This is a genomic window from Pseudomonas sp. H3_C08 (assembly GCF_054669455.1).
This window is the reverse complement of record NZ_CP162803.1, coordinates 1,754,381-1,766,722: the sequence shown is the minus strand read 5'-3', so window position 1 is coordinate 1,766,722 and position 12,342 is coordinate 1,754,381. Positions and strand designations below refer to the sequence as shown.

General features: G+C 59.2%; 14 protein-coding genes. 7 read left to right on the top strand and 7 right to left on the bottom strand.

The genetic code is table 11. The annotated features are described in order from the left end of the window. Positions 1 to 22: 22 nt before the first annotated feature. The 3 genes from AB4N74_RS08155 to AB4N74_RS08145 are packed head-to-tail and all read right to left on the bottom strand — an operon-like array spanning position 23 to position 3,093. Positions 23 to 1,126: an extracellular solute-binding protein gene (locus tag AB4N74_RS08155; RefSeq protein WP_116255580.1), complete on the bottom strand. Its 1,104-nt coding sequence runs from the start codon at positions 1,124 to 1,126 to the stop codon at positions 23 to 25. A gap of 1 nt (position 1,127) precedes the next feature. Continuing rightward, the gene (gene aguB, locus AB4N74_RS08150; RefSeq protein ID WP_099759004.1) at positions 1,128 to 2,036 is read right to left on the bottom strand and encodes an N-carbamoylputrescine amidase; all 909 of its coding nucleotides are present in this window, start codon (positions 2,034 to 2,036) and stop codon (positions 1,128 to 1,130) included. Between the two features lie 4 nt (positions 2,037 to 2,040). Continuing rightward, a complete protein-coding gene (locus tag AB4N74_RS08145; protein WP_320336897.1) occupies positions 2,041 to 3,093 on the bottom strand; it encodes an agmatine deiminase family protein in 1,053 nt (350 codons plus the stop codon). A gap of 111 nt (positions 3,094 to 3,204) precedes the next feature. Here AB4N74_RS08145 and AB4N74_RS08140 point away from each other — a divergent pair, with 111 nt between their 5' ends. Beyond that, positions 3,205 to 4,092: a LysR substrate-binding domain-containing protein gene (locus AB4N74_RS08140; protein WP_427120709.1), complete on the top strand. Its 888-nt coding sequence runs from the start codon at positions 3,205 to 3,207 to the stop codon at positions 4,090 to 4,092. Here AB4N74_RS08140 and AB4N74_RS08135 read toward each other — a convergent pair. Continuing rightward, complete coding sequence (locus AB4N74_RS08135) at positions 4,063 to 5,223, bottom strand: radical SAM/SPASM domain-containing protein (RefSeq protein ID WP_093433127.1); 1,161 nt, start codon at positions 5,221 to 5,223, stop codon at positions 4,063 to 4,065. The two genes, AB4N74_RS08140 and AB4N74_RS08135, sit on opposite strands and share 30 nt — an antisense overlap. Before the next feature lie 124 nt (positions 5,224 to 5,347). Further along, the gene (locus tag AB4N74_RS08130; protein ID WP_116255581.1) at positions 5,348 to 6,241 is read right to left on the bottom strand and encodes a LysR family transcriptional regulator; all 894 of its coding nucleotides are present in this window, start codon (positions 6,239 to 6,241) and stop codon (positions 5,348 to 5,350) included. 115 nt (positions 6,242 to 6,356) lie between these two features. Between AB4N74_RS08130 and AB4N74_RS08125 the strand changes: the two genes are divergently transcribed. The 6 genes from AB4N74_RS08125 (at position 6,357) to phnE (ending at position 10,927) form a co-directional block, all read left to right on the top strand. Further along, positions 6,357 to 6,749, top strand: coding sequence for a RidA family protein (locus tag AB4N74_RS08125; RefSeq protein ID WP_099758999.1), 393 nt, complete (start codon positions 6,357 to 6,359; stop codon positions 6,747 to 6,749). 89 nt (positions 6,750 to 6,838) lie between these two features. After that, entirely contained in the window at positions 6,839 to 7,558 is a 720-nt protein-coding gene (locus tag AB4N74_RS08120) for an SDR family NAD(P)-dependent oxidoreductase (RefSeq protein ID WP_093433137.1), read from the top strand. A gap of 129 nt (positions 7,559 to 7,687) precedes the next feature. After that, positions 7,688 to 8,551, top strand: a complete 864-nt coding sequence (locus AB4N74_RS08115) for a putative selenate ABC transporter substrate-binding protein (RefSeq protein ID WP_220558788.1) — start codon at positions 7,688 to 7,690, stop codon at positions 8,549 to 8,551. Then, positions 8,548 to 9,345 carry a phosphonate ABC transporter ATP-binding protein gene (locus AB4N74_RS08110; RefSeq protein WP_460099296.1) on the top strand — a complete coding sequence of 266 codons (798 nt, stop codon included), beginning with the start codon at positions 8,548 to 8,550 and terminating at the stop codon, positions 9,343 to 9,345. Before AB4N74_RS08115 ends, AB4N74_RS08110 begins: the two co-directional genes overlap by 4 nt. Next, positions 9,339 to 10,163 (top strand): PhnE/PtxC family ABC transporter permease, encoded by an 825-nt coding sequence (locus AB4N74_RS08105; protein WP_093433144.1) that lies wholly within the window; start codon positions 9,339 to 9,341, stop codon positions 10,161 to 10,163. The genes AB4N74_RS08110 and AB4N74_RS08105 overlap by 7 nt, the downstream gene beginning before the upstream one ends. Continuing rightward, positions 10,160 to 10,927, top strand: coding sequence for a phosphonate ABC transporter, permease protein PhnE (gene phnE, locus AB4N74_RS08100; RefSeq protein WP_186624307.1), 768 nt, complete (start codon positions 10,160 to 10,162; stop codon positions 10,925 to 10,927). Before AB4N74_RS08105 ends, phnE begins: the two co-directional genes overlap by 4 nt. A gap of 51 nt (positions 10,928 to 10,978) precedes the next feature. Here phnE and AB4N74_RS08095 read toward each other — a convergent pair whose 3' ends face one another. Together AB4N74_RS08095 and AB4N74_RS08090 are read right to left on the bottom strand one after the other, a co-directional pair. After that, positions 10,979 to 11,389 (bottom strand): hypothetical protein, encoded by a 411-nt coding sequence (locus AB4N74_RS08095; RefSeq protein ID WP_007919113.1) that lies wholly within the window; start codon positions 11,387 to 11,389, stop codon positions 10,979 to 10,981. A 4-nt stretch (positions 11,390 to 11,393) separates the two neighbouring features. Next, positions 11,394 to 12,326, bottom strand: coding sequence for a hypothetical protein (locus tag AB4N74_RS08090; RefSeq protein WP_093433150.1), 933 nt, complete (start codon positions 12,324 to 12,326; stop codon positions 11,394 to 11,396). Positions 12,327 to 12,342: the final 16 nt, after the last annotated feature.

Genomic DNA, 12,342 nt, shown 5'->3' with positions numbered 1-12,342 from the left:
CGACGCGTACGCCGGCCGTTGATCATTTGCCAGTGGCAGTCTTGAATTTGGTCCAGGTGCGCATGCGCGCGCGCATGTCGGCCTGGGGAATATCCTTGCCCGGAATCAATCGAGCATAGGTCGCTTCGTCGAGGTAGATATCCGGGTTGTCGCGCATGCTTTCATCGACACTCGCCCGCGCCTTGGCGTTGGAGGTCGGGTAACCGGTGAAATTGCTGATCGCTGCCATGTTCTCGGGGCGCATGACAAAGTTGATAAACGCGTAGGCGTATTCCGGGTGTTTCGCGTCGACCGGAATGGCCATGGTGTCCATCCACACCGTGGTGCCTTCGCGCGGCACGCGATACTGAAACTTGGTGTGCTTACCGGCGCTGTCCGAAGTGCGTTGCGCCTGGGTCATGTCGCCGCTGTAGCCGAGCGACAGGCACAGGTTGCCATTGACCAGGTCAGTGACCGGTTGCGACTGGAACTTGCGGATGTACGGCCGCAACTTCATCAGCAACTCGCTGGCCGCTGCCAGATCTTCGGCTTTGCCGCTGCGCGGATCGCGACCGAGGTAATTGAGCACCACCGCCAAGGCTTCGTCCGGCGAATCGATCATCGAAATCCCGCAATCGGCGAATTTCGCCGCCAGCTCCGGTTTGAACAGCATGTCTAGGCTGTTGACCGGCGCGTCGGCCATGCGTTTTTTGATCTGCTCTTCGTTGTAGGTCAGGCCGATGGTGCCCCAGGTGTAAGGCACCGTGGCTTTGCTGGAGTGCTCGTAATGACCGCGCAGCTTCTGCAAACCGGGTTCGATGTCGGCCAGTTCGGTCAGCTTCGCTTGATCCAGCGGCATCAGGCTGCCGGCACGCATCAAGCGCTCGGCGACGGTGTCGCCGGGGAAGATCAGGTCGTAGCCACTGCCGCCGGATAGCATCTTCGCCTCCAGTGTTTCGCTGCCGTCCATGACGTCGTAGATCACCTTGATCCCGGTTTCGGCAGTAAAACGGCTCAAGGTGTCTTCGGCAAAATAATCGGCCCAGTTGTACAGCCGCAGGGTTTTGTCTTCGGCGTGCAGCGACGGTATCAAGCAGATCAACGCCAGACCGATCGCACCGCGCAAGCGTTTGTGGTGGATAGCCATATCAAACCCCTTGAGTGTTCCAGCGTGCGTGAAGTTGGCGACCATCCTGACTGAGAAGCGGCCCGTACATGTCCGGACGACGATCGCGGTATATGCCCCAGCTCAATCGCTCTTCGCGCATGGCCGCCAGATCGACGCAGTGCAGCAACACGCCAGTGCTGTCGCGATCAGCGCTGGCGAGCAATTGGCCCTTGTGATCGCTGATGAACGACGAGCCATAGAAGCTCATTTGCAGGCTCGGATCGGTAGTCGCGACCTCTCGCCCGACCCGGTTCGCCGCCACCACCGGCAGCAGATTGGCAGCAGCATGGCCGCGCATGGTCATCTGCCAATGGTCACGAGAATCCAGCGCCGTGCAGCCGGGTTCAGAGCCGATAGCCGTCGGATACAGCAGCACTTCGGCGCCCATCAACGCCAGGCAGCGGGCGGTTTCGGGGAACCACTGGTCCCAGCAGATACCGACGCCGAGGCGGCCGAACGCGGTGTCCCAGACTTTGAAACCGGTGTCGCCGGGACTGAAGTATTCCTTCTCCTGATAGCCGATGGCGTTGGGAATGTGGGTCTTGCGATACACACCCAACAGGCGCCCGTCGGCATCGGCCACGCTCAGCGAGTTGAAGTAGGCGTTGCCGGCCTTTTCGAACCAGCTCAGCGGCAATACCACGCCCAACTCGCGGGCCAGTGCGGCGAAGCGCGCGAGCACATGGCTGTCGCGATATTCCTCGGCCAAAGCCATGTGTTTATGGCTTTGTTCGATGCAGAAGTACGGCGTGGCGAACAGCTCCTGCAACAGGATCACTTGCGCGCCCTGCTGCGCTGCGTCACGGACGAGCTGCTCGGCGCGATCAAGGTTGCCGGGTAAGTCCCAGGTGCACGGCATCTGGGTGCTGGCGATGGTCAGAATGCTCATGCTTTCAACCTCTCAGCGGCCAGGCTGGCTGTTGTTGCGTGATGCAGTGCACCCCGCCGCCGCCATGGGCCAGATGATTGATGCGCACCGGCACCACTTCGCGGCCGGGGAAGGCTTGCTCCAGTACTTTGGCGGCGACGTTGTCAGCCTCGATGCCATACGCTGGCATGATGATCGCGCCGTTGGCGATGTAGAAGTTGGTGTACGAGGCGCAGAACACTTCGGCTTCGGTGTCGACAGCGTCGGTGGCTTCGAACAGTTCGATCAGCTCGAATTTGCGGCCCTGCGCATCGGTGGCCAGTTCCAGCGCACGGCGGTTTTCCCGTGCCACTTCGGCGTAGACCGAAGATTTGTCGTGGGTGGCGTCAACCAGCAACACACCCGGACGGGCAAAGGCGCAGACGCCATCAACGTGGCCGTCCGTCATGTCGCCAGTGACGTAATCAGGATCACCCGGCAACCAGATGGTTTTCTTGACGCCGAGCAAACGGCTGAAGATCTCTTCCATCTCCGCTTTGCCAATGCAGGGGTTGCGATTAGGGTTGAGCAGCACCGATTCAGTGGTGATCAGCGTGCCTTCGCCGTCGACATGAATCGCCCCGCCTTCATTACTCAGTGGCGTGCCGAAGCATTCCAGGCCAAGGTGATTGAGCGCACGGCGAGCCAGGCTTTCATCCAGTTCATGCGCCGACTTGCCACCCCAAGCGTTGAAGCGCCAGCTGACACCGGCCAGGCCTTGCTGCGGATGGCAAACAAAGGTCGGGCCTGAGTCGCGGCACCAGCTGTCATTCACGGCCAGCGCAATCAGCTCGATGTTCGGCCCGCACAACACCTTGGCGCTGGCGACGGCGGACGGATCGACCACCAGTTTCACCGGTTCGAATCGGGCGATGGCGTTGGCCACGCGAGCGAAATCTTCCTGCACTTGTGCAAGGGTCACACCCCAGCCCGACTCCCACAGCGCTTTGTTGTGCGGCCAGACCATCCACGTTGCGGCGTGGGTAGCCCACTCTGCCGGCATCATCCAGACGCTGTTTTTATTATCGTTGTGCTGCATGATAAGCCTCGTTAGTTAAGCCAATGTGTTCACGCCGCCAATGCTACGGACGCGCAAACAGGCAAACAAACGATGGATTTAGCGCACAACTGATTAGAGGAACTTATCGATATGCTCAAGCACTGGCCGCCACTCAGCTCCCTGCGCGGTTTTGAAGCCGCCGCCCGGCTGGGCAGTTTTCACAAGGCTGCCGACGAGTTGAACCTCACTCAATCGGCGATCAGTCAGCAGATTCGCAGCCTTGAGGCTTACCTTGAGCAGCCGTTGTTTTTTCGCAGCGGTCGCAGCGTCGCGTTAACCGATGCCGGGCACGATTTGCTCAGCACCACGCAAGCGATGTTGCAGCAATTGGCAGTGGGGATTCGGCGCCTGGGGCAGTATCAGAAACCCAATCAACTGGTGCTCAACACGACGCCGGCGTTTGCCCGGCATTGGTTGTTGCCAAGATTGGCGGACTTTCGCAATCAGCATCCCGACGTGGATCTGTGGATCTACAGTACCGACGAGGTGCCGGATATGGCCACGCAGACCATCGACATCGCGATTCGCGACGATATCAGCGCGCAGGCTGAGTGCAGTTTCAAAGTGCTGCAAAGCGATCGACTTTACCCGGCGTGCCATCCGCGCCTGCTGAACACGCCGGCAGCGCAACGCAGCACCTTGCATGGCGAGCGGGAAATGGACTGGAGCCATTGGGCGGTCGAGGCCGGTATCGATGTCGGCCAGCAGGCTCAGGGGTTGAATTTTTCCGACCCGGGGCTGCTACTGGACGCGGCTTGCGCGGGGCTTGGGATTGCGCTGGTGAGTCAGTTGCTAAGCCGTCAGGCGCGAGCTGACGGCTTGTTGCAACCGCTGGTCGAGGCGACTATTCGCGGGCCAAACTGGGCACTGCTGACCCACCGCGACAGTGAAAATGACCCCATGGCCAGGTCTTTTATCGATTGGTTATCCGCCAACCTGAGCCTTGGCTCAAACAGCCGAGAAAACCCCGGCGCCTAAACGCCCCTCGAGACGCCCACACAGCACGTAGTGCTGATAACCGCTGGAGAACGATCCCTGGGAAATCGCGATCCTGACATCGTCATTCAATCGAAGGTACTGGGCTTCATCAAAGTTTTCTGCGCTGACTTCGCCCGCACGCCCGAGACGCTCGCTGTCCACCGTGAGACCCTGGCTGGCGAAGTGCTCGAAATCGATGATGCGATTCACCGCGTGCCGCTCCAGCACACCCTGATTGGGATGCATCGAGTAGATATGCAGGCCTTTATTGGCGCAGCGGTCGCACATGTCGACACAGTTTTTCTGCGTCGATTTACGCCGCGTCAGCTCTTCAAGCGGCATGTCGAGGTACTTGCCAACCTGATACTCGGTCTGATTGAAGATCGTGCAGCAAAGCACCGTGTTGCCATTGCAGTCGATGACCAGCCAGTCATCCTTGAGCGTGCACGCCATCTTGGGAAATTGCTGGATGACGTTGACGAGATCGTCGTACGGCGGCAATGCGAGGCGTTTCAGGGTGTCAATGTCCGTAGCCGTGACAGACGGGTCACGCTCGACAATGGCCAGTGTCTTCTCCAGCGGCATCATCACCGAATACCCGGTGGTGAAGATGAAGCCAAGACGCTCACTGAACGCGCGCATCAGTGATTCTTCTTCGATGTTATCCAGGTAGCGGTGATAGTAAACATCCACACGGGTTCTCAGACCCAGGCGCTGTTTGATCTCCTGCAGGGCGATCATGTTTTGTTTTACAACTTCGATATCGCCGCCGACATGGCCCTTTTCGTAGGTCTCCTGGTAAAAACCCGAGAGCGAAATACGGAAGTAACTCGGCTCGGCCATCAGGGCCTTTTCCATATTCTTGGCGAGATTAAGGTTGGTGCTGATACCGCTGCCCATGCCGGCAGCATTGATGATCTCGATAAATTCGCCAATTTTTGGATGAATCAGCGGCTCGGTCCAGTTATAGAGGTAGATGGTGTCGACGCCCTCTGTCTTGGCCTTATCGACAATCTGCTTGAACATGTCGAGCTGCATGGCTTTTTTGAAATTGAGATTTTCCGAGTTGCCCATTGGGCAAGACGGGCAGCTCAGATTGCACGCACCGACGATATCGATGTACATATTCATGCGGGTGAAGCTCCTAGAATTGAAAGCCATGCATCTCATCACTACGGGCTTTCAAGTCGCCTGATTGTGTTGGTATTTTGACGGCACTGGCACAGCAGCTAGCAATAACTGCACCACAATGCTTCTACGCCATTAACTCAACGACCCAATCGATGAACACGCGCAATTTCAGGCTGACATGCCGGTTCGGCGGATAAGCAATGTAGAGCGGCATCGGCGCGAGTTTCCAGTCTTCGAACAGCGGCACCAGCTCGCCACGCGCTTGATGGGCGGCAGACATGTACTTGGGCAGCCACAGCACGCCCATGCCCGCCAGGCCTGCCGCGAGATAAGCGTTGCCGTCATCGACTGCCAATACGTGCCGTCCCTTGATTTGCAGGTTTTCAGTGGCGTTGTGCAAGGCATATGGCACCGGTTTGCCGGTGCGTGCCCAGAGAAAACCGACCACGCGATGGTGGCTGTCTTCCAGGTCTCTCGGGTGCGCGGGGATGCCCGCGCGCGCCAGGTATTGCGGTGCGGCAAACACCCCCAACTGCAGATCGGCGACCTTGCGTGCCATCAGCGACAGGTCCATGAGTTCGCCGCCGCGCACCACGCAATCGACGTTCTCATCAATGATGTCGACGATACGGTCACTGACGCCCATGTCGATCTGGATATCCGGATAGCGCGCGTGAAACTCAGGCAGGGCCGGCACCAGAATCAACCGTGCGAGCGGACTCGGGACGTCCACTCGCAGCCGGCCCGAAGGTGATGCCGCCGCGCCGGGCAAGCTGGTTTCGGCATCATCGAGGTCGGCGAGCAAGCGGATCACCCGTTCGTAATAAACCGCGCCATCGGCGGTGACGTTGACCTTGCGCGTGGTGCGATTGAGCAACTTGACCCGCAGGCGCGCCTCCAGTTGCTGAACCAGTTGGGTCACGGTGGTCTTGCTCATGTGCAAGGTTTCCGCCGCTTTGGTGAAACTCCCCGCCTCGACCACTCGGGCGAAGGCCTGCATTGCGTCAAAACGGTCCAAGGTGTGCCCTCGATTGTTTGGATTTCACAAACAGTGAACGCCAAGCTTGCGCGTTTATCGCTGGCCTGCAAATACCTACAGTGGCTCCATCAACTCAAATGAAGGAGACACTCCCATGACTCAGCGCGATGTTGTTTTTCCATCCGCACGCCGCACGCTTTACGAACGCCACCGTTACTCGCCCGCCATTCGCTCCAACGGTTTTCTGTTTGTTTCGGGACAGGTCGGCAGCACCGAGGACGGCACGCCAGAACCAGACCTGAAAAACCAGGTGCGTCAGGCGTTCACTAACCTCAATGCAATCCTTGAAGAAGCCGGTGCCAGCTTCGATGACGTGGTGGATGTCACCGTCTTCATCGTTGATCCCCAGTCGAAATTCGAGACGATCTGGAATGTGGTGCTGACCGAGTTCTGGGGCGAGGCGCCGCATCCGACCGTGACGGCGGTTGGCGTGACGTGGCTGTATGGGTTTGATTTTGAGATCAAGGTGATTGCCAGGTTGCCGTAAATATCCGGACACACCCATTCGTTTGCCATTTCAGAGGTCGTCTGTTTGCATGCTGCCCCACATCAGCATTCAGATCAGGGAGAGGATCGATGAACATTTTGGTGGTGGGTGCCAGTAAAGGCTTGGGCCGAGCTTTTATCGAAGGTTTGGGTAACGCGGGAGACACGCTGATTGGTGTGTCCCGCACGCGTCCCGAAGGTTTGGTGTGCGAGGCAGAGCATCCAGTACGCTGGGTGGAAACCGATCTGATGAACCCGGCCAAAGCCGCGCACGCCATCGAGCATGCGGTCGTCGACGATGGGCTGGATACGCTGATCTACAACCTCGGCATCTGGGAAGAGTCGGCTTTCGATCCAGCCTATGACTTTCTCGACAGTCCGGACGACGAATTGCAAGCCATCGTCAGTTGCAACATCAGCGCAACAATCCTGTTGATCAAACGCCTGCTTCCCCTTCTGCTGAAAAGCCCCCACCCCAGAATCATCCTCACCGGATCGACTTCAGGCCTGCCACAAAGCGGGCGTCCGGAAGTCGCCTTCGGCGCCTCCAAATTCGCCCTGCGCGGGATTGCCGATACGCTGCGCGAAGGCTACCGGCAGCAGCGTCTGGCGGTGACTTGCCTGAATCTGGGGTATCTCAACACCGAGGATCGGCTGAGCACGCTGCGAGATCTGGCTGCGCAGCGTGGCGAGGGTCAGCTGATTCCAGTTCACGATGTCGTTCAGGTGGTGCGCATGATTCTGAGTCTGTCTTCGGCCAGCTACGTCAAGGAACTCACCCTGCCGGCAATCCTCGACGAACGCTTTTGACCGTTCCTGCCCTGATGGCGCTGGCCTTTACGCGTGCGAATACGTATAACCTCGCCGATTCGTCTACCCTCACGTTGCGCCCTGGTTCAGCACTTCACACTTTTTGACGCTCACGAAACGGAGAATTCCATGCTCAAACGAACACTGGCACTGACCGCCGGCCTGGCCCTGTCCTTTTCTGCATTCATGGCCCAGGCGGCCGACGTTTTGCGCGTCAGCGCGATTCCCGATGAAGCCCCGACCGAGTTGCTGCGCAAGTTCGAACCACTGGGTGCTTATCTGGAGCAGCAACTGGGCATGAAGGTGCAGTTCGTGCCGGTGGCCGACTACCCTGCTGTGGTTGAAGCACTCGCGACCGATCGCCTCGACATGGCCTGGCTCGGCGGTTTCACGTTCGTGCAGGCACGTTTGAAAACCGACGCAACGACGCCGGTCATTCCGTTGGTGCAGCGTGAACAGGATGCGCAGTTCACCAGCAAATTCATCACCGCTGACCCCAATGTACATAGCCTCGCCGACCTGAAGGGCAAGACCTTCGCTTTCGGTTCGGTGTCTTCGACCTCTGGCAGCCTGATGCCGCGTTACTTCATGCTGAAAAACGACAACATCAAGCCTGAGGGCTATTTCAGCCGTGTCGCCTACTCCGGCGCCCACGACGCCACCGTGGCCTGGGTGCAGGCTGGCAAGGTTGACGCCGGTGTGCTGAACGCCAGTGTCTGGCAGAAACTGGTCGACGCCGGCAAGGTCGACACCAACAAGGTCAAAGTCTTCGCCACCACCCCGACCTACTTCGATTACAACTGGACTGTGCGCGGCACCCTCGACCCGGCACTGGCCGCGAAGATCAAGAAAGCCTTCCTTGATCTGGACCCGGCCAACCCTGAGCAGAAGAAGATTCTTGATCTGCAAGCGGCCAGCCGCTTCATCGACACCAAGCCCGAGAACTACAAGGGCATCGAGGAAGCCGCCCGCGCCGCCGAACTTCTGAAATGACCCTACGCCTCAAACAAGGCAGCCTGCGCCACGCCAATGGAGTCGACGCCCTGCGCGGTGTCGACTTGCAGATTGGCGTCGGCGAACAGGTGGCCATCATTGGCCCGTCCGGAGCCGGAAAATCGAGTTTGCTCAACCTGCTGGCCACCGCCCTGCGGCCCAGCAGCGGCGAGATTGAAGTGCTGGGCGAACGCGCCTGGCACTTGTCTGCCCGCCAGCGTCAGCGTCTGCGCGCGCGGATCGGCCTGGTGCATCAGGCGCCGCCACTGCCACCGCGTCAGCGTGTAGTGACGGCGGTGCTGGCCGGCAAGCTCGGCCAATGGAGTCTGGGTAAAAGTCTTTTGAACCTGTTGCATCCGCTGGATGTGGCCGGTGCGCGCGCGGCGTTGGCGCGACTGGACCTGGGCGACAAATTATTCGCGCATTGCCAGCAATTATCTGGCGGCCAGTTGCAACGCGTCGGTATCGCCCGCGTGTTGTATCAGGCGCCGGAAATCCTCTTGGCCGACGAACCGGTGTCAGCCATGGACCCGGTCATGGCCGGGCACACGCTGTCGATCCTCTCGCGACATGCCCGCGAACGTAACGTCACGCTGGTGGCGAGCTTGCATGCGGTGGATCTGGCGCTGTCGCACTTCCCGCGAATCATCGGTCTGCGCGACGGGCAGATTCTGTTCGACAGCGCCTCCGCTCAAGTCAGCCCCGAGATGCTCGACGCGCTGTACGCCAACGAAAAACTGCAATCGCCGACCGCTGCGGTGGCGCCTTTGACTGTGCAGATTCCACGATGCTGAAAGCCGATTCACGCGATCCCGCTGCATGGCCACGTCTGCTGCTGACGTTGCTGGCGATTGCTTTGCTGTGGCCGGGCATTCAGCTCAGCGAGCTGAATCTGGGCGTATTGCTCCCCGACAGCCAGAATGAAATGGGCCGTTTTGTCGCGCAGTTCTGGCCACCGGCGCACGACGAAGCGTTTCTGCAGTTACTGCTCAAAGCCACCCTGCAAACTCTGGCCATCGCCACCGCCGGCATGGCTCTGGCGCTGGTGTTGGCAATACCGGCGGGCCTGGTCGCCAGTCGTGCGCTGTCGCTGTCTGCCGCGTCACGCGGTGGCGTGCCGAGCCGACTGGGGCGTCTGTTGCGCTGGCCGGTGCGCGGACTGTTGATTTTCCTGCGCAGCGTGCCGGAAATCGTCTGGGCGCTGCTGTTTGTGCGCGCCGTAGGGTTGGGGCCGGCGGCCGGTGTGCTGGCCATCGCCATCACCTACAGCGGCATGCTCGGCAAAGTCTATGCGGAGATTTTTGAATCGACCGATCAGCGTCCGGCGCACGCACTGTTGCAGGCTGGCAGCGGGCGTCTGGCGGCGTTTGCTTACGGCACGTTGCCCAACGTCGGGTCAGAACTGCTCTCGTACACGGTCTATCGCTGGGAATGCGCGATCCGCGCGTCAGTGGTGATGGGGTTTGTCGGTGCGGGCGGCCTGGGTCAGCAGATCGACCTGTCGATCCGCATGTTCGCCGGCGGTGAAGTCGCCAGTATCCTGCTGTGCTTCCTGGTGCTGGTATTGGCCGCCGACCAACTCAGTCGCCTGCTGCGCTGGAGGCTGACATGAACCGGCTGATCAACTTGCTGCTGATCGCCGGTATTGCGCTGGCGGTCATCGCGTCTTTCGCTTATCTGGGACTGGATCTGGGCGAGGTGGGCAGCGCCACCAGCGTCAAGCAGATGGGCGCGTATGTGCAGCGTTTTCTCAGCCCGGACTTGAGCGCGGACTACCTGAAAGCCATCTTGCATGGTTCGATGGAAACTCTGGCGATGTCGGCCCTCGGCACCCTGCTCGCCGCTGTGTTCGGCATCATTCTCGCCCTGCCCGCCGCCGGGCGTTTCGGCTGGCCGCTGCAAAGTGCCTCGCGCTTGCTGCTCAATGCCTTGCGGGCGATACCGGAACTGGTCTGGGCGGCATTGATGGTGCTCGCCGCCGGCCTCGGCCCGAACGCCGGCACCCTCGCCCTCGCCCTGCACACCACTGGCGTGCTCGGTCGTTTGTTCGCCGAAGCGCTGGAAAATACCCCGCCACAACCGGCCGAAGCCATTCGTTTACAGGGCGGCAACCCGATTCTGGCCTTCTGCTACGGCACCCTGCCGAACCTTGCGCCACAACTGCTCGCCTACGTTCTGTACCGCTGGGAAAACAACATCCGCATGGCCAGCGTGCTGGGTTTTGTCGGCGCTGGCGGATTGGGGCAGATGCTCTATGTGAGCCTCAGCCTGTTTCAGGAAGCGCAAGCCAGCACGGTGATTCTGGCGATGCTGGTGCTGGTGTTTGTGGTCGACTGGTTGAGTGCGTGGAGCCGGCAACGCTGGGTGAATGCGTGAGTATCAGTGGTAACCGGCGCCTCATTCGGCGCCGGCCCGACGAGACTTTAGTCAGATCTCGATGGTTTTCACCTCGGGGTTATACATTGCCCCGATAATTTCCCGTGCGCCTGCCAATGGAGATTCTTTGGTGATACTGACAATCGCGCCAATCGACGAACTGATCAACTCACTGTTGCCGCTGGCAATACCTTTGTCCAACGCCTCAAAGAATCCGCTGATGGTCGTGGCCCTCTCCTTGAACATCCCCGAGAGATACTGCTCCAGCACTTTGCGTTGACCTTCGATTCTGGCCAACTGCGTTTCTTTATAGGCGTTGATTTCCGTTCGTTTGGTTTCTTCAACCTCGGAAATTTTCTTGTACTCGGACCAAGCCGACACGAGCATTTTAAAAGACTCGCCGGCGGTATCAGCCGGATTGACGGGGAGCTTTCCTACCAGGCCTGCAATTTCATTTTTCATGGTCTCAGTCCAGGGTCAGAATGCCGGTAAGTGTGCGTTTGATGTCTTTAGTTGCGCCGCCGTCATCGGCAATGATCGCGACATCCAGGACCTTCTTGAGCCCCACTCCCAAAGCCAGCATTTGTTCGAATGCGACGGGGTCATTATCGTTATCGACTTTGACCTGCTCGAAACGTACGACTAACTCATTGATGGTGTTGGTGATTTCCTTGGCATTGGAGCGAACGCCTTTGAGTGTGGTCTTGACCACCTCCATATTGGCAATTGCCGTGGCAACCTCCGCTTCATACTGGTGTGCCTTGGTCAGGGCTTCTTCCGCTTTGCTGGCCATCATGAAACCGCCGATGGCCAGCGCCGGGCCCAGCACAATCCCACCCAACGCCAACATACCGCCAGCCATGCCAAAACCGCCTGCACTGAGTGCCCCACCGCCAAGCCAGGCCAGCGTGGCATTGGTGGCCGCGACGCCTGAAAGTCCGGAAATGGCAGCTCCGGTGGAGGCGCTCGCCAGCGCACCGACCGAACCGTAGGCACCGATTGCGGCCAACGCGCCACCGCCGATACCGGAAGCAAGACCCTTTTCAATTTCCAAAGAGTTGAGTACGAGCTTTTCGTAATCCTTGAGCTCTTCGATCGTCAGGTCTTCGTTAAACCCTTTCAGCGTGCTTTTGGCGTTCTTTTGTTTCTTGATCGCTTCGACCAGATATTTGATCTGGTGGGTGAACGTGTGAACCTTCAATTCACCCAGCGCTTCCAGCTCGCCTTGAGTCTCCTTGCGAGACTTGTCGAGGCTTTTGGAAGCCTTGTTGTATTGGGCTTCCGCCTCTTCGCCAATCTCCTTGGCTTTATCGAAGTTGCCCGATGCCTGAACCCCCTTCACGACGCCTGTAGCCGCCAGTGCAGCTGCTGCACCCCACAAAATAAACGGTAATGGCATTTCAGATCCCTCTCGA

Coding starts and splice junctions, on each gene's coding strand:
- AB4N74_RS08155 (WP_116255580.1), bottom strand. CDS start 1,126: ATGGCTATCCACCACAAACGCTTGCGCGGTGCGATCGGTCTGGCGTTG.
- aguB (WP_099759004.1), bottom strand. CDS start 2,036: ATGAGCATTCTGACCATCGCCAGCACCCAGATGCCGTGCACCTGGGAC.
- AB4N74_RS08145 (WP_320336897.1), bottom strand. CDS start 3,093: ATGCAGCACAACGATAATAAAAACAGCGTCTGGATGATGCCGGCAGAG.
- AB4N74_RS08140 (WP_427120709.1), top strand. CDS start 3,205: ATGCTCAAGCACTGGCCGCCACTCAGCTCCCTGCGCGGTTTTGAAGCC.
- AB4N74_RS08135 (WP_093433127.1), bottom strand. CDS start 5,223: ATGAATATGTACATCGATATCGTCGGTGCGTGCAATCTGAGCTGCCCG.
- AB4N74_RS08125 (WP_099758999.1), top strand. CDS start 6,357: ATGACTCAGCGCGATGTTGTTTTTCCATCCGCACGCCGCACGCTTTAC.
- AB4N74_RS08120 (WP_093433137.1), top strand. CDS start 6,839: ATGAACATTTTGGTGGTGGGTGCCAGTAAAGGCTTGGGCCGAGCTTTT.
- AB4N74_RS08115 (WP_220558788.1), top strand. CDS start 7,688: ATGCTCAAACGAACACTGGCACTGACCGCCGGCCTGGCCCTGTCCTTT.
- AB4N74_RS08110 (WP_460099296.1), top strand. CDS start 8,548: ATGACCCTACGCCTCAAACAAGGCAGCCTGCGCCACGCCAATGGAGTC.
- AB4N74_RS08105 (WP_093433144.1), top strand. CDS start 9,339: ATGCTGAAAGCCGATTCACGCGATCCCGCTGCATGGCCACGTCTGCTG.
- phnE (WP_186624307.1), top strand. CDS start 10,160: ATGAACCGGCTGATCAACTTGCTGCTGATCGCCGGTATTGCGCTGGCG.
- AB4N74_RS08095 (WP_007919113.1), bottom strand. CDS start 11,389: ATGAAAAATGAAATTGCAGGCCTGGTAGGAAAGCTCCCCGTCAATCCG.
- AB4N74_RS08090 (WP_093433150.1), bottom strand. CDS start 12,326: ATGCCATTACCGTTTATTTTGTGGGGTGCAGCAGCTGCACTGGCGGCT.